The organism is Paenibacillus sp. FSL R10-2788, assembly GCF_038003885.1.
Lineage (GTDB): Bacteria > Bacillota > Bacilli > Paenibacillales > Paenibacillaceae > Paenibacillus_AQ > Paenibacillus_AQ odorifer.
On record NZ_JBBOQA010000001.1, the window covers coordinates 1,774,077 to 1,795,591 of the forward strand.

Annotated in this window: 14 protein-coding genes; 12 read left to right on the forward strand and 2 right to left on the reverse strand. The window is 45.1% G+C overall.

Features of this window, described 5'->3' with window-relative positions; translation table 11 throughout:
* The first annotated feature begins 85 nt into the window (after positions 1-85).
* From NSQ50_RS07745 to NSQ50_RS07770, 6 genes are all read left to right on the forward strand, one after another.
* The gene (locus tag NSQ50_RS07745; RefSeq protein ID WP_036675555.1) at positions 86-967 is read left to right on the forward strand and encodes a carbohydrate ABC transporter permease; all 882 of its coding nucleotides are present in this window, start codon (positions 86-88) and stop codon (positions 965-967) included.
* A 3-nt stretch (positions 968-970) separates the two neighbouring features.
* Positions 971-1,804 (forward strand): carbohydrate ABC transporter permease, encoded by an 834-nt coding sequence (locus NSQ50_RS07750; protein ID WP_036675551.1) that lies wholly within the window; start codon positions 971-973, stop codon positions 1,802-1,804.
* A 76-nt stretch (positions 1,805-1,880) separates the two neighbouring features.
* Positions 1,881-2,912 (forward strand): glycoside hydrolase family 130 protein, encoded by a 1,032-nt coding sequence (locus NSQ50_RS07755; protein WP_076224446.1) that lies wholly within the window; start codon positions 1,881-1,883, stop codon positions 2,910-2,912.
* 1,530 nt (positions 2,913-4,442) lie between these two features.
* Positions 4,443-5,405 (forward strand): acetylxylan esterase, encoded by a 963-nt coding sequence (locus NSQ50_RS07760; RefSeq protein ID WP_143760523.1) that lies wholly within the window; start codon positions 4,443-4,445, stop codon positions 5,403-5,405.
* Positions 5,406-5,452: 47 nt separating this feature from the next.
* A complete protein-coding gene (locus tag NSQ50_RS07765) occupies positions 5,453-7,525 on the forward strand; it encodes a methyl-accepting chemotaxis protein (RefSeq protein ID WP_081386571.1) in 2,073 nt (690 codons plus the stop codon).
* Positions 7,526-7,695: 170 nt separating this feature from the next.
* Entirely contained in the window at positions 7,696-9,507 is a 1,812-nt protein-coding gene (locus NSQ50_RS07770) for a peptidoglycan D,D-transpeptidase FtsI family protein (protein ID WP_370511389.1), read from the forward strand.
* Here NSQ50_RS07770 and NSQ50_RS07775 read toward each other — a convergent pair.
* Positions 9,465-10,658, reverse strand: a complete 1,194-nt coding sequence (locus NSQ50_RS07775; protein ID WP_076224439.1) for an AI-2E family transporter — start codon at positions 10,656-10,658, stop codon at positions 9,465-9,467. The genes NSQ50_RS07770 and NSQ50_RS07775 overlap by 43 nt on opposite strands.
* 209 nt (positions 10,659-10,867) lie before the next feature.
* Between NSQ50_RS07775 and NSQ50_RS07780 the strand changes: the two genes are divergently transcribed.
* Positions 10,868-12,268, forward strand: a complete 1,401-nt coding sequence (locus NSQ50_RS07780; protein WP_038569525.1) for a polysaccharide deacetylase family protein — start codon at positions 10,868-10,870, stop codon at positions 12,266-12,268.
* A gap of 177 nt (positions 12,269-12,445) precedes the next feature.
* On the opposite strand, the gene ilvD is transcribed toward NSQ50_RS07780, so the two are convergent.
* Positions 12,446-14,131 (reverse strand): dihydroxy-acid dehydratase, encoded by a 1,686-nt coding sequence (ilvD, locus tag NSQ50_RS07785; protein WP_036680967.1) that lies wholly within the window; start codon positions 14,129-14,131, stop codon positions 12,446-12,448.
* Positions 14,132-14,625: 494 nt separating this feature from the next.
* On the opposite strand from ilvD, the gene NSQ50_RS07790 reads away from it, so the two are divergent.
* From NSQ50_RS07790 to NSQ50_RS07810, 5 genes are all read left to right on the forward strand, one after another.
* Positions 14,626-15,579, forward strand: a complete 954-nt coding sequence (locus tag NSQ50_RS07790; protein ID WP_036680969.1) for a glycoside hydrolase family 43 protein — start codon at positions 14,626-14,628, stop codon at positions 15,577-15,579.
* Between the two features lie 405 nt (positions 15,580-15,984).
* Positions 15,985-17,730, forward strand: a complete 1,746-nt coding sequence (locus NSQ50_RS07795; RefSeq protein ID WP_036680971.1) for an extracellular solute-binding protein — start codon at positions 15,985-15,987, stop codon at positions 17,728-17,730.
* An 11-nt stretch (positions 17,731-17,741) separates the two neighbouring features.
* Positions 17,742-18,713, forward strand: coding sequence for an ABC transporter permease (locus tag NSQ50_RS07800; protein ID WP_036680973.1), 972 nt, complete (start codon positions 17,742-17,744; stop codon positions 18,711-18,713).
* A gap of 15 nt (positions 18,714-18,728) precedes the next feature.
* Complete coding sequence (locus tag NSQ50_RS07805; RefSeq protein ID WP_036680976.1) at positions 18,729-19,664, forward strand: carbohydrate ABC transporter permease; 936 nt, start codon at positions 18,729-18,731, stop codon at positions 19,662-19,664.
* 58 nt (positions 19,665-19,722) lie between these two features.
* Positions 19,723-21,504, forward strand: coding sequence for a glycoside hydrolase family 2 protein (locus NSQ50_RS07810; protein ID WP_076224436.1), 1,782 nt, complete (start codon positions 19,723-19,725; stop codon positions 21,502-21,504).
* Positions 21,505-21,515: the final 11 nt, after the last annotated feature.

Genomic DNA, 21,515 nt, shown 5'->3' on the forward strand with positions numbered 1-21,515 from the left:
GAGGGGATATGCTAACAAGCATTTCCCCCTTCACATTTAAACGAGTCTTAAATAAATGAGGATGCTTTTTCTGGAGGTGTATCGGGTGTTTAAGTTTTCAAATTTGAGTTATAAAAATCAAAGAATCGCTATCATCATCTTATTCTCATTAGTGCCGATATTATTGCTGCTCACATTCGCTTATTATCCAGTCATCAGTATGTTTCGGTACAGCTTCACCAGTTGGAATGGATTAAGCAAAAATATGGAATATGTCGGTTTAGAAAACTACAAGACCATTTTTACAAAACCTGAGTATTTTTCTGTGTTTAAGGTCAGCTTGTATTATTTCTTTACCACTTTTATTCAGATGGCACTTGCTTTGTATTTTGCAACCATCTTAAGCTTTAGTGTTCGCATGAAAAACTTGTTTAAAGGGATTTTGTTCTTCCCGACCTTGCTAAACGGTGTAGCGATCGGTTTTATCTTTCTCTTCTTCTTCAAACCAGATGGAACGCTAGATACGATTCTTAATCTGATTGGGCTTGGCAGTCTGCAGCAGAAGTGGCTACTGAATCCTAATTTGATTAACTTCTCGCTCGCAGGTGCATCACTGTGGAGATACATGGGAATGAACTTCCTGATTTTCCTTGGAGCTATTTCTTCTATCGGTAAGGATATCTATGAGGCCGCTGAAATTGACGGTGCAAACAGATGGCATCAGTTTATGCATATTATTTTGCCAAGCATTAAACGTATTCTGCAATTGAACTTGATTCTTGCGGTTAGTGGCGCCATTGGGGTATTCGAAATTCCATACGTCATGACAGGCGGATCAAACGGAAGTAGTACATTCGTTATTCAGACGGTCGATGTAGCTTTCAAATACAGCAAGGTTGGTTTGGCATCGGCGATGGCCGTGGTATTGCTGGGTATTGTTATCATAGTTACTATTTTGCAGCGCGTTCTGATCAAGGAGGAGAAATAAACTATGCATTCTGTAAAATATACCACTGCTAGTATATTCAAATATCTCACCTTGATTTTGGGAGCACTTGTAGCTTTGATACCTATCGTGGTCGTGTTTTTCGCTTCATTAAAGACCGGAACGGAATATGCTTCTACCGGACCGTTAACGCTGCCAGAGAATTGGTTGAATTTCTCCAACTACACAAAGGCTTTTGTAGACGGGAAAATGCTGCTCGGTTTTAAAAATACTGTCATTATCGTTGTGATTTCTATTGCGGGTGCCACGTTGACGGGTTCGATGATGGCTTATATTTTATCGCGCTTCAAATTTAAAGGCAGTAAGATCCTAATTAGTATGTTCCTGATTGCTACCCTGATTCCAGGCGTAACTACACAAGTGGCTACTTTCCAAATCATCAATCACTTGGGATTATTTAATACCAGATGGGCGCCAATCGTTATGTACTTGGGCACGGATATTATCGCTGTTTATATCTTCATGCAGTTTTTGGATTCGATCTCCGAGTCACTAGATGAATCCGCGATGCTGGACGGAGCTTCGTATTGGACGATTTATTGGAGAATTATTTTGCCATTGTTGAAGCCGGCGATTGTAACTGTAGTGATCGTGAAGGGTGTTAATATTTATAACGATTTTTACACCCCTTTCCTTTATATGCCGAAAACAGATCTGCAAACGATCTCCACAGCACTCTTTAAGTTTAAAGGTCCATATGGATCGCAGTGGGAAGTAATATGTGCGGCGATTATGATCGCAATTATACCTACATTGGTTGTGTTTACCGCCTTGCAAAAATATATCTACAATGGTTTTTCGCAAGGTTCTGTAAAGTGAGTTCAACAGTAAATTTAATAACAGTACTAGATAAAATAGCATACTGAAAAGTTGCATACATTTGGAGGGAATACTAATGAGTGAAGTAAAATTGGTTGGAGCAAGTGCAATTAACATCCCGAACATGCCTTGGCAAGAAAAGCCTGCTGGCTACGAGAATCCGATTTGGAGACATAATGATAACCCGGTTATCAAAAGAAATCCTGCAAAAGGTGTAGCCCGTATTTTCAATAGTGCGGTTGCTGCGTATGAAGGCAGTTTTATTGGTGTATTTCGTGTAGAAGATAACACGACTCGTCCGCATCTGCGTATGGGACATAGTGTGGATGGTTTGGATTGGAAAATCGATGATGAGCCGATCCGATTTATAGATGAAGAAGGTAATCCTTATCAGCCGCGTTATGCTTACGATCCACGTCTGGTGAAGGTTGAAGATACATTTTATATTATCTGGTGTACAGATTTCTACGGCGCAGCTATTGGTGTAGCTAAAACACAAGATTTCAAAACATTTATCAGCTTGGAAAACCCATTCCTGCCATTCAACCGGAACGGCGTACTGTTCCCTAGAAAAATCAACAATAACTTCGTGATGTTGTCCCGTCCAAGTGACAGTGGCCATACGCCATTTGGTGATGTGTTCCTTAGTGAGAGCCCTGACTTCGTATATTGGGGAAAACATCGCCATGTAATGACCAAGGGTGGTCAAGGCTGGTGGCAAAGTGTCAAAATTGGTGGCGGACCAGCGCCGATTGAAACTACTGAAGGCTGGTTGATGTTCTACCATGGCGTAACTGGAACCTGCAACGGTCTTGTGTATAGCATGGGGGCGGTTATTTTGGATATCAATGAGCCCTCAAAAGTAAAATATCGCTCGAAAAACTTTGTATTAACGCCAGAAGAATGGTATGAGGAAAGAGGTTTTGTGAATAACGTCCTGTTCCCATGTGCCACACTGCATGATGCAGAAACCGGCCGTATCACCATTTATTATGGCGCTGCTGATACTTATGTAGGCGTTGCTTATACAACGGTTAATGAAATCGTCAACTATGTCATCGAAACTCATGAAGAGGTTGGCGATGATGCAGGTTTAGGCAAAATCTAGTTGGACTTAATAACCTATATTTGCAGAGAGCTTGCTTGTCCAGAGAATTGCGTAGCGTAGAGTTCGAAAGAAGTGTTGGGATTGGTGTTGTTAAGTGTGCTCAGTGCGGAGGTTGCCATGTGCGGCCTCCGTTCTGTTGCAGAATGTGCAACAGAACAACTCAATATTGCTTGTAATAGATAAGTAGCAGGTGAGGGGGAATTCGGCTCTGTTGGCGGCTTTGTCAGTCTGTTGCTTAGTTACTCTGTGGCTTGGTTACTCCATGGCTTTGCTACTCAATGGCTCTAACGTAAATAGTTGCACTCTGTGCACTTAAACTAACATTTCTTTGGTTACTAGGTGATATAGTTGCACTTTGTGCAACTGTATCAGCCAAGTAACCTTCAAAAGCTCCTTTTAATGTTTTTTAGTTGTACAAAGTGCAACTAAAAGGGGAAAAAGACATATTCCGCTGTAATAGCTGCACAAAGTGCAACTCTATGGCTCTGACGTAAATAGTTGCACTCTGTGCACTTAAACTAACATTTCTTTGGTTACTAGGCGATATAATTGCACTTCGTGCAACTATATCAGCCAAGTAACCTCCAAAAGCTCCTTTTGCCGTTTTTTAGCTGTACAAAGTGCAACTAAGAGAGAAAACACACATATTCAGCTGTAATAGCTGCACAAAGTGCAACTATTCAGCCAGAAGCTGTTACTGTGCCGATTATAAAAAAGTTAATAGGCAAGGTGGAAAATGTGGGTGTTGTGGAGGTAAGAGGAAGATAGCGGATAAGTGGAATGTGAGTGGTTGTAGAGGTAATAAGAAGGTAGTAGGTACGTGGAGTGTGATTAGTTGTGGAGGTAATAAGAAGATAGCGGATAAGTGGAATGTGAGTAGTTGTAGAGGTAATAAGAAGGTAGTTGGTACGTGGAATATGATTAGTTGTAGAAGTAATAAGAAGATAGCGGATAAGTGGAATGTGAGGGGTTGTAGAGGTAAAAAGAAGGTTATAGGCACGTAGAATATGATTAGTTGTGAAGGTAATAGGCAAGCAGCGAGTGAGTGGTGAATGTGGATCTGTTGGTGATTCTGCTACTCTGTTGCTTAGTTACTCTAGGACTTCGATGTAAATAGTTGCACTCTGTGCACTTAAACTAACATTTCTTTGGTTACTAGGCGATATAATTGCACTTCGTGCAACTATATCAGCCAAGTAACCTCCAAAAGCTCCTTTTACTGTTTTTTAGTTGTACAAAGTGCAACTAAGAGGAAAACACACATATTCAGCTGAAATATAGCTGCACAAAGTGCAACTATCCAGCTCAGAGCTGCAATTAAACTATTCAGTCGCAGAAAACGCAACTAACCCATCCCACTATCCCATCTCACTATCCCATCGCAACTACCCCCTCGTAGATATCCATACATCAACGGAAAACCCATATGGGGTTTTCCGTTTCTATCTAGCCTAGTAACTGTAACGATGCTTCGCGGTTACGAACAGCAAGCGAACAATATCGTTACATAACTTAAGGAGGAACAATATTTTGGGAAGCGACATGAATTTGTCACAGTTAAAGGAATATAACGGAAGTAGTCCAAAGCCGGATGATTTCGAGCAATTTTGGGAGCGGGCATTGCGTGATCTGGATGCACAGCGACTGGATTATGAACTGGAGCCGGCGGAGTTTGTCAGTGAGCTTGCGGAGTGTTTCCATTTGTATTTTACCGGAGTTGGCGGTGCAAGAATCCATTGCAAATATGTAAGACCGAAGAAAAACGTACATAAAAGAGGCCCCGGTGTAGTGATGTTCCATGGGTACTCCTGTGACAGCGGGGATTGGATGGAGAAGGTGGCTTATGCTGCCCACGGGATTAGCGTCCTGGCGATGGATTGTCGCGGACAGGGCGGCCTCTCCGAAGATAATCTTACCGTAAAGGGCACCACGATACGTGGACATATCATTCGAGGGATTGATGATCCTAATCCAGATAACCTTTATTATCGCAATGTGTTTTTGGATACGGCACAGACTGCCCGAGTTCTGATGTCTATGGATGAAGTTGATCCTGAGCGTGTAGGTGCCTTTGGACTATCTCAAGGTGGAGCGCTGACTGTCGCTTGTGCAGCATTAGAGCCTCGCTTAAAAATAGCCTTGCCTGTGTATCCCTTCCTTTCAGATTATAAACGTGCTTGGGAACTGGATATTACCACCTCAGCTTATGAGGAGATCAACTATTATTTCCGGTTTTTTGATCCCCATCATTTGCGTGAGGATGAGATTTTTAATAGGCTCGGCTATATCGATATTCAGAATCTTGCGGAAAGAATTCAGGCTAAAGTACTGTGGGTTACCGGGTTATCCGATACGATTTGTCCACCTTCAACTCAATTTGCCGCATACAATAAAATACTAGCGTCCAAAGAGCTTATGGTTTATTATGAGTACGGTCATGAGTATTTACCATATCTTGCCGATCGGGCGTTGGAATTGTTCATGACCTTGTAAGAGATAAGCCAGCAGGCATAACTGAAGACAACGGTGGTGAACAATTGATGAAGTCGCAAGCAAAAAAAGAAAAGGCGCATTTCCAGCTGCACCCTGCCAAATCGATTGGGGTGCGGCTTTTTCTCATCTTCTTCATCTCAACAATGGTGCTCGTTCTCTCACTTGGCTACATTTCCTATTCCGTAGCTGAGCAAACGATCGAGAATAACGCGCTGTCAGCCAATCAACAGACAGTCGTCCAAGCTGCAGAGAAGTTTGATGTTGAATTATTGCGTTATGAGGACGGCCTAGGAAGAATTCTTTACAACAATGAGATTCAGGATGCACTCAAACAAGGGAATAATCCCACTACAAGTAATGAGGAACGTAATTTGCAGTCTAACCAGATTAGCGCCGAGCTGAATGCCTGGCTGACCGCATCAAAGGGGGTAGAAGCTGTATACCTCATCCCGATGAATCAGGAAGTCCCCACTTCTTCAGCGGGATCAAAAGACAACGCTTTTATCAAGGAATTCAGAGAATCATCATGGTTCAAGCAGCTTGAAGAGGAACCACAAACACTGTGGATTCCCCGGACAGTACAAGAACAAGAAGGAAATACTTCGGGTATGTTTCATTTGGCACAATCGATAGCTGGGGATACACAAAGCCCGGGATACATAATTATCTGTGATATTAGAATTAGTGAATTAGAAAATCAGCTTCGTAAAGTTGATCTCGGACCCAGCTCTTACATGCAATTGCTGACGGATAAGGATGAATTGATCGCATCGTCCCAGCAAGTAGGAACAGATACTTATCTCAGTCTGGGAGGGACCCTTCTTCATGGTTTGGAGCATGAGGCGGGGTCATTGCCAACGAAGGATGAGAAAGGGAAATCCATACTAGCTGTGTATGGGACGATGGAAAGCTCCAGCTGGAGATTGCTTGGTGTTGTTCCGGCTGAGAATCTTACGAAAGACGCACTTCGTATTCTAAAAACTACATATATTATTGTTGCGGTGGCTGCTATTGTCGCCATTCTAATTGGTTACTGGATGTACAGAATGGTATCCAAGCCCTTGACCCGGCTTAAAGATTTAATGTCTAAGGGGGCAGATGGGAATCTTGGAGTACGCACGGAGATTACCTCACGAGATGAAATAGGTCAGTTATCGGGTTCCTTTAATAGGATGATGGAACGGATCACAGAACTGGTTATCCATACTAATGAAACGGCTCGAAAGGTAATGGAAACGGCCAATGAACTTAGTGGGGTATCGCGTAAGACAGCGATGGCCGCCAAAGAGATTGCCGCTGCAACAGAAGAAATTGCCGGAGGTTCAGGCAGCCTGGCTTTGGAGGCGGACCAGGGCAACGAGCTTACGGGGCAAATTTCGGTGCAAATGAACAAAGTGAACTCAGCTACGCATGAGATGGATCATACCGCACATAGTATCGGCGTGCTTAGTGAAGAAGGTTTTAATGAGTTAAAAGAGCTGCTTGGCAAAACCAATAAGACGGGCGATATGACGAATAAGCTCGTGTTGAAAGTGAATGAGCTGCAAGACACCACATCATCAGTGATGAAGGTGCTTGATGTTATGCAGAATATTACACAGCAGACGAATATTTTGTCTCTAAATGCAACGATAGAAGCGGCAAGGGCAGGGGAGTCCGGCCGGGGATTTATGGTAGTGGCCGATGAAATACGCCAGCTTGCAGATCAGTCCAAAGATTCCATTGCTGTGGTGGCTAATATAACAGACACCATTATGAAGGATATGAACGAGACCGTAGGTGTTCTCTCGGAAGTAGCCCCTCTTTTTAATCAGCAGGTGACTTCAGTGGAGAGCACTAGCGATATCTTCGTATCTGTACAGGATCAGATGCGTCATTTTATTACACGCTTGGAATCTGTTGCTTTATCGATGGATAGCTTGAGCCAATCCCAACAGGTGCTGTCAAATTCCATGGGCAACATCAGCTCCATTGCAGAGGAATCATCAGCAGCTTCGCAAGAAGTGGCTTCGCTTAGCGGGGAGCAACAAAGTGTGAGTGATCATTTAGTGGAGCTGTCTGAGCAGCTTGAGCATGCGTCCCGGCAGTTGCAAGAAAAACTGTCCAAGTTTAATTTGTAACCTTGCATAACCTCAGTAATTATTTTCAATACAAAGACCAGTCTCCAATTATTTGGGACTGGTCTTTGTGCTATTCAAAAGGTTATAAAATAGCTAACTAAGCATGAGTGTAAATAATCCAGCGGGTGGGACATAATAAAGGCTATGAACGTCAGTCAGGAGGAATGGGATTGCACAATAATGTCCACAGACGCATACTCGGCGGACTGATTATTTTATGTTCAGTGGTAGCCGTGTTGGTCCTTAGGCTGGCGTGGATTCAACTGTTTATGAAGGAACAGACGGTCCCTGGAACGAAATATACACTTGCAAAGATGGCGGAAATTCAAAGCGAACGGGAGACTGTATTGAATACTGGGCGGGGGCGCCTGTATGACCGAAAGAGTGAACCCCTTGCCGGGGAAACCATTTGGACGGCTGCTTTTTTTCCTCAAGAGGCGAAGGCTAGGAATACCGTGACGAAGGTTGTATACGAAGAAGCTGAGTCCATGCACCGATTGGCAGCTATCCTTGGAGTGAGTTATGAGCAATTGCTAAACAAGCGCTCTTCCCTTAAAGAACCTCTGCTTTGGCCATCCTCAGTGGGAAAAGGACCGCTCGCACTTACATCCGCACAAGCAAAAGAAGTGAGTGCGCTGGGGATCGACGGAGTAGGCGTGCTTCCCTTTGCTCGCAGATATGATGGAAATTCAACTGGACGGCAGTGGCTTGGATATTTATCGGAAGCGGTCCCAAACACTGATGGGAAGGCATCGCCATCGGGGCTGAGAATTCCGATGACAGGAACGGACGGGTTAGAAAAGACCCTGGAGCCGTTGCTTCGAGGCGTCGGGCATACTGAGGCATACGCTCAGGTTGATGCGCGCGGGCAACGTGTCCCGGGCAGTCCCATTCAAGTGCGGGCCCCGGGCAATCCGTATTATCCGCTGTCTTTATATACAACGATTGATAAAAAGCTTCAGGAACAAATAGAGGAGTTAGCTGTCAAAGCTGGAATGGAGGAAGGAGCCGTGGTGGTGTTAGACACCGGAACGGGAGATATTGAAGCCATGGTATCTTTACCTTTTTACGACCCAGAGAAGATATCCCCTGAAGGGGGAGAGTGGAATAACCGGGCGCTGCAGGCTGCCGTACCTGGATCAATCTTCAAAATCGTCACAGCAGCAGCGGCACTAGAAGCCGGGGTCACCTCGGCGGATGAGCTCTTCTATTGTTCAGGGCAATATGAGAAATATGGATTATCTTGTCTAAAAGGAAAAGGACACGGCGCCCTCACGCTGGCGCAAGGGTTCGCCGTGTCCTGTAATACAGTATTTGCTGCGCTGGCAGAGCGCTTAGGTGGGGCGCAGCTTCAAGCGACAGCACTCGCGCTGGGGCTCGGAAGAGATATTAGCTGGCAAGCGGAGAATACGCTTGGTTTTCCAGTTCTTAAGCCACTATCCGGTGAGCAGAAGGGGACGATCTTCACTTCTTTGCTGCCGGATGATCCAGGCGCCAGAGTGCAGACGGCCATTGGGCAGCGAGATGTGCAAGTGACACCACTTCAGGCAGCCAACCTGGTAGTGACGTTACTGCATGGAGGGGAAGTGAGAGCGCCAAGAATTCTCCAGCGTGTGACCTTTGCAAATGGTCAAAAGCTAGAGGATCTGCCGGGTCATCTTTCCCCTTCAACTGCAGGGAGGATCTCAGAATCTACAGCCCGCCAGCTGCTGTCCTGGATGCGTAAAGTTGTTACGGATGGAACCGGCACAAGTCTGCAGAGTACGAAATGGCCGGTTGCCGGGAAATCAGGTACGGCACAAACCCTTGTTAAGGGTGTGCCGCGTAACAATCAATGGTTTATCGGCTATGGGCCGGTGGATCATCCCAGATATGCTGTGTCGGTAGCGGTTGAGAACGTTGCTCCGGACAGTTCACATCTAGCGGTTAAGCTGTTTGGTCAAGTGTTGGATTTACTATCATCGGTTCCCTCTGGAGCTTGAGGTTCAGGTGGTGGCGCAGAGCTGGTATGATTGGAAGCTGGACCGTTAGCAGCAAAGGGCGAAACGATAAATTCCTCTTGCGGAAGATAGATCCAGCTCTGAAGATACCCTTGTTGAATCAGTTCTTTTATCAGAATAAGCAGAATCGGCGACAGGATCAGACCGGCCATACCGAAAGCAGATGTGGACAGAATGACGAACGACAGCATAAGGAAAGCTGAGGATACGCCAATCGAATTCCCGGTAATCTTCGGCTCAAGCAGCTGTCTAACAATTAGTACAATGGCAAGGAGAATAATTAATCCAATAGCCAGTGAAGTATTGCCCACGATGAACAAATAGATGATCCAAGGGACTAAAATTGTGGTCACGCCAAGAAGCGGCAAAACATCAAATACCGCGCAGACTAATGCCATTGTGATTTCGTTGCCGGTTCGCAGAATAAATAAGCCGACTAGAACTATGACAAAAGTAATGCTGATCAGAATAAGTTGTGCTTTTAAATAGGACCCGATGGCTTTAAAAACATTGCCTTGTAAAAAGGCAAAGGCGTTCTTAAAAGTTTTTGGCATTTTGTCATGCGCGATTTTACGCCAATCTTTGATCTCCATGCTAAGGAAAAATGCCAAAATGATGGCTATCCCGAAATTGGCCATGAAGGTGGAGAAGGAGCCAAGAATACCGGCCATATATTTTAGAAAAGTAATCAGCCATCCTGTTAGGACATCCGTGGCATCTTTAAAGTATCCGTTGACCTTGTTCGTAATATCGGGTGGCAAGTTATCTATTTTTTGCTGCAGGTAGGTCGTGGTCTCCACAAAATGCTGCTGCACCACATATGTATATTTAGGGAGGTTCTCTTGGAAGTGAAGGGCCTGGATCGTAATCAGTAGACCGGCACCAAATAATGTGCCTAACAGCAGAATCAGAAAGAGCAATACTGAAATGGCGGAGGCAAAAGGTTTACCAAGACCACGACGGTTCAAGAAACGGGCCAAGGGTTCGATAAGCAAAAATACAAAAAAAGACAGGAATACAGGTGCAGCTAACTGGTACAGTTTACTAAAGGAGAACATAATTAGATAAACCGTGAGGACAATTAATCCGATGTCAAAAAATGTGCGCCAATATTTTTTGTATAACGGCAGCATAGATATAAACAACTCCCTTTTTTTATAAGTGGATATGCCAGGTTGATTACATTGTACATGATTTTACTTTAAAAGCGTCTATTTCTTTGATACATGTGTTAAAATAGGGGGTAACGTTTTTTTTATTCTACTTCACTTGGCCGTTTCACAGGTTCTGCTTGCAGACATTAGGCGAGCCAAAGTCAACTCTGGAAAAGCGGGGAATTAATATGCAGACTTTGCTGCTCTGGTTATTTTACATCTCATCATTTTATGCTTTTATCCCTGGTATGATCAGCCGGATTTTTGGTTACCGTGTCTTTCGTAAAGGAACTGGGCGAAATGAATTCGCTCTGACCTTCGATGATGGACCTGATCCTCGATTTACACCATTACTGCTGGAATTACTGAAGAGGTATGATGCAAAAGCGACCTTTTTTGTAGTAGGCTCTAATGCTGAACGTTATCCTGATCTTATTCAGCGTATCCATGATGAGGGACATCTCATCGGGATTCATAATTATGTTCACAAGACGAACTGGCTCATGCGGCCAGCAACCGTCCGCCGGCAGATTCAACGTACGAATGATATTATTTATAATATTATTGGCGAACGCAGTACGTATTACCGTCCACCTTGGGGCATTGTCAATTTATTTGATATTTCCAAACGACGCCAAGTTGAAATTGTGCTTTGGTCGGCAATGTTTGGCGATTGGCGTGAGAAGCTCGGCGCCGAAAAACTTACTGAGAAGATGCTGGCCCGTCTAAATCCCGGGGAAGTGATGTTGTTGCATGATAGCGGCACAACGCTGGGTGCAGATGCGGATGCTCCAGGGAATATGCTTGTGGCTCTTGAGCAGACACTGGAGGAAGCCCGTAAACGGGGACTCCGCAGCATTCGGATTGACGAAATGATTAAGATGGCTGAGACTTCACCTATCCGGCGCTTATCTTTTGGTAAACGGGTGCTTGTAGGACTTTGGTTAGCTTGGGAACAGGTATTTCAAGCTCTTTTTCATCTCCAAACGATTACTCCGTCAGATCCTTTCCTGCATTATCGGATGCGGAAATATCAGGGCGAACCGGTTGAACTCGAGGGTGGAGCACTGCTGCGTAAAGGCGACAAAGTCATTGAGCTGCACATCGATAATAAACAGTTGTTCGAATTAGGAATTCATTCACGTTCTTCCGCTCAACTAGCGATTCGAATGATCCGCAGAATGGAAAAGGATCTGCCCATTCTTGCTGAGATCATTGCCAAAGATGTGGATCTTGCAGAAGCCAAAGCGCTTTACGGAGTCAGCATGATTAACCGGGGACCGGAGAAATTCGGCTTTACCGTACGTGATTTGCCGGATGGCTTATTCGCACGTTCCTCCAAATTTTACTTAAGGATCCTGTTAAGTGTGATTCATCCAGCAGGTGGGGCAAGGCTTAAAGAACGGAGCGAGGTCCTTGTGCCGAAGCTTATCCTGATGCCTGTCTCAGAGCTGCTCAAAAAGATGAATCAACAGCTGCCTCATCATCCGAAAACTGCAAAAAAACGCAAATCGCAACAGGAAGAATCGTTGTCACTTAATGATTCGGTTGCGGAAGTAGAAATGCCAGGTGCGACAGTAACAAATTGATTCATGATCTTATTGATAAATATTATACAGTGGACGTGTAAAGAGATGTTCTACAATCCAACGTTGGGTTGTGGAACATTTTTTTGTTGGGATAATTAAAAAAAGAGCAGCCCGCCAGTAAAAATACTAAGGTGGGACTGCTCTTGCTTGTTTTAATATTCTTTTCTGCTAAAGGGATTAGATCTTCAGCACAGCGCCGTTACTTGCGTTGGTAACCATTTTGGAGTAACGAGCCAGGTAACCAGTTTTAACTTTAGGTTCGAATTCTTTCCAACCTGTACGACGAACTGCTAATACTTCTTCTTCAACCAGCAATTCAATCTTCCGGTTGTTGAGATCCAGTTCAATGATGTCTCCATCCTCAACAAAAGCGATCGGACCGCCTTCAGCTGCTTCTGGAGAGATATGACCGATACTGATTCCGCGGGAAGCCCCCGAGAAACGACCGTCTGTAATCAGACCGACCTTAGCACCCAGCCCCATACCCACGATTTGTGAAGTAGGCGCCAGCATTTCCGGCATTCCAGGTCCGCCCTTAGGACCTTCATAGCGGATAACGACTACATGGCCTTCTTTAACTTTACCGTTGGCGATACCTTCCAGTGCAGCTTCTTGGGAATCAAAGCAGATCGCAGGACCTTTATGATATCCGCCTACTGAAGCATCAACTGCACCAACCTTGATGATAGAACCCTCAGGAGCCAAGTTTCCGTAAAGTACGGCCAGACCGCCTCTTTCGGAGTAAGGGTTGTCGATAGTATGAATTACGGAAGTATCTTGGATCTCGTGTCCGATTACGTTCTCGGCTAATGTTTTGCCGGTAACGGTCATACATTCCCCGAACAGAGCACCTGGTTTCTTCAGCAGTTCATTCAATACAGCACTAACGCCGCCCGCACGGTCCACATCTTCGATAAAGATATCAGAAGCTGGAGCCAGCTTAGCCAGATATGGAACACGGTTTGCAACTTCGTTAATGCGTTCAAGCGGATAATCGATACCTGCTTCTTGAGCTAATGCAAGGGTGTGCAGCACTGTGTTAGTAGAACCACCCATTGCCATATCCAGTGCAAATGCGTTATCAAGGGATTCTTTAGTTACGATATCTCTTGGTTTAAGATCCAGCTTAATCAATTCCATCAGTTGTGTTGCGGATCTGCGAACAAATTCTCTACGCTCATCAGCAACAGCCAAAATTGTGCCGTTACCTGGCAATGCCAGTCCAAGTGCTTCTGCAAGGCAGTTCATGGAGTTGGCAGTGAACATTCCGGAACAAGATCCACAAGTTGGACAACCGAATTGTTCTAATTCAAGCAACTCTGCATCGTTGATTTTGCCGACTTGGTGAGCACCAACGCCTTCAAATACCGAGGTCAGAGAGAGCTTGTTACCTTTACTATCTACGCCGGCTTTCATTGGGCCGCCGCTTACGAACATGGTTGGGATGTTAACACGCAGTGCGCCCATCATCATGCCCGGTGTAATTTTATCACAGTTAGGGATGCAGACCATGCCATCGAACCAATGCGCGGAAACTACGGTTTCCAAGGCGTCAGCGATGATCTCGCGGCTTGGCAGTGAATAACGCATGCCGATATGTCCCATAGCAATTCCGTCATCTACGCCGATCGTATTGAATTCAAAAGGAACGCCACCAGCTTCGCGAATCGCTTCCTTAACGATTTTACCGAACTCTTGCAAATGCACATGCCCTGGAACAATATCAATATAGGAATTGCAGACCGCAATAAACGGCTTTCCGAAATCTTCTTCTTTTACTCCGGCTGCTCTCAGGAGACTACGGTGTGGAGCACGGTCAAAGCCTTTTTTAATCATGTCTGAACGCATTTTCTTGGCTGCCATAATGACATTCCCCCCTAAATGAATTTCAATCAAATATAGTGTCGCATTAACGCAATGAACTCCAAAGACCTGCGTATATACGGTTTATAGAAAGAACGGGGACCTGCTTCCTCAATAAGAAAAGCGATGCCGTTTCTATAAAAAAAGCCGCTGTTTTGGTATAAACAGTTACCGCCTAAAATGAACGGAGAAGTCATTGTTATTAGTGAGTCTATCACAAAGAGCACGTTTTTTCTACCGGACAATGTGAAGTTTGTCGATTGACGCAAAGCGTGGGAAGTGGAGGAAAAGCTCATTTTCGAAAGGAAAGTGCTTTATTTGGAAAATGGATCAGGGTTCGGATGTATCTATTTACCACTCTAGACAACTTTAGGAGAGCTGAGTATGATGGGAGTTATTATTTTATGGGAGGTGCTGGAAAATCGGGATTTGTGTATTATTATCGCCGCGGTGGATCGTTTTTACGGGGATGAAAAGCTAAGGAGGGAAAGGGAATGTCACAGCGTACAACTTATTTAAATCCAATTGTAGCAAGCTCAGGAGACCCATGGGTATTCAAACATACCGATGGCTATTATTACTTTATGGCCACAAAAGCTAAATGTCTGGAGCTGACGAGATCTAGAACCTTGACCGGCCTTGCGGAGGGCGACAAGAAAGTGATCTGGTCTCCCGAACCGGGGGGCAGCTACAGTTACAATCTGTGGGCGCCGGAAATTCATCATTTGGACAACAAATGGTACATTTACTACACTGCGAATGACGGAGGAGGCGACGATTCACGACGGATTTGCGTGCTGGAGAATGAAGAGGCAAACCCGCTGGAAGGGCAGTGGGTATGGAGAGGTGCTTTGCAGACACCTGTCCCAGGGTTGGATGGAACAGTAATGTCTTTGCGGGATCAGCTGTACTTTCTGTATGCGGGATATGGTCATTTCCCTGATTATGGGTCGGCTATTTACATTATGCGAATGAGTAATCCTTGGACCTTGGAAGGGGAGCATCACCTGCTTACCGCTCCAACTCTGTCATGGGAGAAGCAAGGTGGCATGGCGATTAACGAAGGTCCGGTAATTTTGCGGCGCAACAATCGTATTTTCATGGTTTATTCGGCAAGTACGACTTGGTCTGAGGATTATGCACTAGGGATGCTCACCATGAGCGAAGCGGCAGATCCTTTGCAACCGCTGTCATGGGAAAAATCAATGTCGCCTGTATTTTGCAAAAGTGTAGAGAACGGGATTTTTGCCACGGGGCACAATAGCTTCACACGATCTCCTGATGGCAAGGAAGATTGGATAGTCTATCATGCGCTTCCTTCCGCTGGAGCGGATGTGTCTTTGCGAGCAACCCGTATCCAGAAATTTGGGTGGAAGGTGGATGGCACACCGGATTTTGGGGTTCCTTGTAGGGATACGCTTGCTCAGACCGTACCGTCGGGAGAATAAGAATAAAACAGAAAAACAAGATTGAAAAGGCCATTCATTACAGAAAAACTGTAATGAATGGCCTTTTCATGTAATGCAGATATTTTTATTCGCTGTCGATAATAATTGACGAAAAACGCCTGTGTTATAAGGGGTTTTTCGCCAAAATACAAGATGTTTAGTACGTTTTTTTAATAGGTTTGTAGATGGTGTAGCCATATATTTGTTTGAGAAAAGTTCGTAAGATTACAAAATTATTGTATGAAAGCGTTGACATATGGATTTTGGATGCTTATAATTCGATCTGAGATACAGAAAAACTGTATTAATCAAGGGGAGTTATCTACAGGGCAAAAAGGAGCGTGGTTCCAAGCTTTGGATTTGCTTAAGGCGTTGTGGCAAATATTTTATAGTGGGAGGTTAAGTATGAAGAACAATGCAAAGCGTTTTTTTAGTCTTTTATTTGTGTTAATACTGATCATTTCGACTGTAACAGCATGTAGTGGCAACAGTGCAAACAATGGGGCTGATAACGGTGGCTCCAACAACAAAGAGAACGAGAGCACAGCCAAAGACCCGGTTGAGTTTACAGATATCAGCGCAGACATACGCGGCAATACAGCCCCAACGCAAGAGCAAATCGACGAAGTTAATCATTCCTTGAATGATACATACCTCGGCGACGTTTTCGATGAAGTCATTCCAAATGATTACTCAGCTTATCCTGTTAAAGGTGATGTGGTTCTGGATGTATGGATGCCTGCGAATTCCAATATTCCGGATATGAACAATCATGCTGTCCAGAAGCAGGTGGAGCAATTAACGGGAATCAAAGTAAACTTCATCACGCCGCCAATCGGCCAGGAAGCGGATGCCTTCACGCTGATGATCTCCTCCGGTGAACTGCCTGACATTATCATTGAGCCGGGACGTTATCCGGGAGGTTTTGAAGCGGGCGTAAATGACGGCGCTTATATCGATCTGACAGATCTGATGGAGAAAAATGCTCCGAACTATACGAAGTGGCGCAATTCGGATGAATCAAGAAGAAAAACCACGGTCACGGATGACGGCAAGCTGCTTGGCTTTTATGGCATCGCCCCATATTCAGAGTGGACTTGGTTTGGAACGTTGATTAAGCAAGAGGCGCTGGATAAAACAGGGCTTGAAGTTCCAAATACGATTGATGAATGGCATACCTTCCTGACAAAAGCAAAGGAAGTCGGATACAAAGCACCACTTAATTACGGCTCTACTTACGGCCAGATTTTTACCGGCATCATAAATGGCGCATATGGAGTATGGGATTGGACGTTCCTTGATGAGAATGGCAAAGTGGCCTGGGGGCCAGCACAGCCGAAAGCTAAGGAATATTTGACCACCATGCAGCAATGGAACAAAGAAGGATTACTGAACCCGGACTGGGCAACGGCAGACTTTAACCAGAGAATGGCGAGTGCCATTTCGGGAGATACCGCGATGATGATGGACTCTCCGGATACGATGTGGAGTTATTGGAAAGAGCAAAGCGGTATCGACTTTGTGGGGGCACTGAACCCGGTTCTAAACAAAGGAGATAAGTCCGCAACCACGTACAAAAATTTCAAAAGAGCGGGGATCGAAGCTGCGATCACAACGCAAAGCAAAAATGTAGAAGCGGCAATGGCTTGGCTTGATTTTAATTACAGTAAAAAGGGCTGGGAATTGATTAACTTTGGTGAATACGGCACGGTCCACCTGATTGATGACACGGGAATGCCTTATTATCCAGAGAACAGTTATATCTTTAAAGACCCTGAAGGTCAGCCCGTATCGACAACCTTATGGAAATACCGGATGCACAACTGGCCGGATATCCGGGATGAGCATCATTCCAACCCGCTGATCGCTGCCAAAGGAAGTTATTCGGGAGACATTCGCAAGAATTGGACTGAAAATATGGACACCAGTATGGCTATGCCACCTATTTCCTTTACCAAGGATGAAGCTTCGCGGGAAGCCGAGCTTGGAAACCAGCTGTCGACACTGCGCGGAGAGTATTTTGCAAAAATCATAATGGGAGACCTGCCGGTAGATGCCTATGATAAATTTTTGAAAGAAGCTCAGAGCATGGGACTGGAAGAGTTTTTGAGTATCCATCAGGCAGCCTTAGATCGATATAACAAACGATAGGTGGTTGTTTTATGGAAATATTACGAAAAAACAGAGCGATAAAGCCCATTCCTCAGGACGCCAAACCTAAAAATACCAAGCTAGTGATTAAGAAGGATTTGAAAAAGAACTGGTTTGTCTATCTGTTGGCCGTCCCTGTTGTAGCATGGTTCCTGATTTTCTGCTACGGGCCGATGTGGGGGGTTATGATCGCCTTCAAGGATTTTAAACCCCTGCTGGGGTTTGGCCAGAGCGAGTGGGTAGGGTTTAAGCACTTTATTGATTTTTTCCAAGGGCCTTATTTCTGGCGGGTCGTTAAAAACACCCTTCTCCTCAATGTTTGGGGGATTGCCTTTGGATTTACAGCCCCGATTATTCTGTCCTTGATGCTGAACGAAATCCGTGGGGTTAAGTTTAAAAAAGTGGTCCAAACGATCACCTATATGCCGCACTTTATTTCCCTGGTGGTGGTATGCGGGATCATTCATATCTTTGCCGCAGATGAAGGGATTATCACGCAAATCCTGCAATTTATTACCGGAAAAGAGTACTCTTCACTGCTCGGCTACTCTTCGTTCTTCCGGCCGATTTATACCTTCTCCGGCATTTGGCAGAGCATCGGCTGGGATAGCATCATCTACCTTGCGGCGATGAGTTCCATCGATACTTCATTATATGAAGCTGCTGAAATTGACGGAGTGGGACGGATTAAAAAAATGTGGCATATTACGCTGCCGCAGATCAGCCCAGTTATCATCATTCTGTTTATTTTTGCCATCGGCGGGTTGATGTCATCCGGGTACGAGAAGATTATCCTGCTGTACAATCCTCTGATCTATGATACGGCGGATGTTATTGCCTCTTATGTTTATCGTCGCGGTTTAAGAGAAGCCAGTCTTAGTTATTCTACGGCTGTGGGCTTGGTCAGCTCAATCGTTAACTTCGGGCTGCTCTGGATGACAAATACAATAGCCAAACGCAGGTCCGAGGTCAGCTTATGGTAAGAAAGAGGGACAGCTATGAAAGATAATTTGCAGCGTAAAACGAAAAAAAGACGAAAACATAAATCCATCGGCGACAGAGTGTTTGACGGCACGCTTTATACTCTGCTGACCGCATTAACCTTGGTGTGTTTTTATCCGATCCTGCATATCCTGTTTGCTTCCGTCAGCGACCCCGGCATGTTGATTGCTCATAAAGGGATTTTGCTGAAACCGCTGGGGTTCACTTTGGATGGCTATAAGCTGGTGTTTAAAGATAACAGTCTGATCAACGGCTATAAAAACACGATTATATATGTAGGGTTAGGCACATTAGTCAACATGATCATGACCATTCTGGGAGCTTATGTATTGTCCAGACGAGGTTTGTATTTTAAAAACTTCATCATGATCCTGATTACAATCACCATGTTCTTTGGTGGCGGGTTGATTCCTTGGTTCTTATTAATGAAGGATATTGGTTTGTACAATAATTTGTGGGCCATGATTTTGCCAAGTGCTTTAAGCACATGGAACATTATTATTTTACGAACTAGCTTTCAAGCCATTCCGCAGGAATTGGAAGAGGCGGCTACTATTGACGGGGCAAGTCAGGCCCATATTTTAACGAATGTGATTCTACCGCTGTCCAAAGCTACGCTGGCCGTAATCTTTTTATACTATTTAGTGGGGAACTGGAACTCATGGTTTAATGCGATGGTGTTGTTGAAGGACAGACAGCTGTTCCCGCTGCAGCTATTAATGAAGGAAATATTAGTAGCTAATGATGCAACCGCAACCTCGATCGGCAGTGCAGGCGGGGTAGTCATCGATAGCGCCCAGAGCCAGACGGCTTTCCGCGAGCTGGTTAAGTATTGCGCGATTGTCGTTTCTACGCTTCCTATATTAATGGTATATCCTTTCTTGCAAAAATATTTTGTTAAAGGTGTTTACGTAGGTTCGATTAAAGGATAGTGGGCAAAAAAACAAGTTCATCTTATATAGAAATTATTTAATAGGAGTGAAGTACACCATGTTGACAGAAGCAAGCAGCACATCCGTTCCACGTCCAGAATATCCAAGACCCCAATTTGCCCGTAAGGATTGGCTTAGCCTAAATGGAGAATGGGATTTTACGTTTGATGATGAAGATGTCGGTGAGGAAGAACAATGGTATCGGGCGGACACAAAGGGTTTATTTTCACAGGTTATTCAAGTGCCCTTTGCGTTTCAGAGCAAGCTGAGCGGAATTGAAGATCCTTCATTTCATGATGTTGTGTGGTATAGAAGAACTTTCGAAGTTCCTGAGGGTTGGAACGGGAAGCGGATTGTCCTCCATTTCGGCGCCGTTGATTATTTGGCAAAGGTCTGGGTGAATGGTCAGCTGGTGGCCGTGCATGAAGGCGGACATACGCCATTTCAGGCCGATATCACTCCTTCGCTGATCAAAGGAAATAATACCATTATACTGCGCGCAGAGGATTTCAGCCGCGATGTCACCTTGCCGCGGGGCAAGCAATATTGGCTGGAGCAGTCTGCTGCCATCTTTTATACCCGCACAACCGGAATCTGGCAGAGTGTCTGGCTTGAACCGCTGTCTGCAGTGCATCTGAGTAAAACTATGATGACACCTGATATAGACCGCAATGAAATCCGGCTTCGGACCTTTCTGCAAGGATTTAAGTCTGCTGATCCGCTCAAGCTGCGCATAACGGTATCGTATGACGGTGAAGTGATCGCAGAGGATCAATATATGATCAAGAATGCAGAGCAGCTGCGGGCTATCGGCTTGGGGGATTTTGCGGATCATGGTCTTGGACGTTTATGGAGCCCTGAGCATCCGAATTTGTATGATATTCAATTCCAATTGCTTCGGAATGAGGAAGTAATTGATGAAGCGGCGAGTTATTTCGGCATGCGCAAGGTGTCGATTGAAAATGGCAAGCTATGCTTGAATAACCGCCCATATTTCCAGAGACTGGTGCTGGATCAGGGGTACTTCCCTGACGGGATACTAACCGCACCTACAGACGAAGAGCTGAAACGTGATGCCCAGCTGACGAAGGAAATGGGCTTTAACGGGGTGAGGAAACATCAGAAGACAGAAGATCCCCGGTTCCTGTATTGGTGTGATAAGCTCGGCCTGCTGGTATGGAGTGAGGCAGCCAATGCTTACGAATATTCCGAGGAGTATGTCCGCCGCTTCACGAAGGAATGGCAGGAGATCATCGAGCGCGACTATAACCATCCTTGTATCCTGACCTGGGTTCCGCTTAATGAGAGTTGGGGGGTTCCCAATGTCCAGATTGATACACGCCAGCAGCAGCACGGATTGGCAATGTATCATTTAACGAAATCCTTGGATGAGATGAGACCTGTTGTGTATAACGATGGGTGGGAGCATATGACTACAGATTTGGTGACTATTCATGACTATGAGAGCCATCAGGAAGTGCTGGAGGATAGATACGCCACGGCTGAATCTTCTGTAAATGCGATGCCGGCCAACCGCAAAATATTTGTCGGTGGAGCTTCGTATCAAGGCCAGCCGATTCTCGTATCCGAGTTTGGTGGAATTGCCTTCAAGAAAAGTGAGTGGGAGGGCTGGGGTTATTCTGGGGCAGAGAACGAAGAGGATTTCCTGATGAAGCTCAAGGCTGTGGTTGACCCGATGTTCACTTCCCCGGTGATCCAAGGTTATTGCTATACCCAGCTGACGGATGTCGAGCAGGAAATCAACGGACTGCTCACCTATGATAGACAGCCCAAAGCTCCGCTTGAAGCGATCCGCAACATCATGATGCATATCAAATAAATAACATTTAT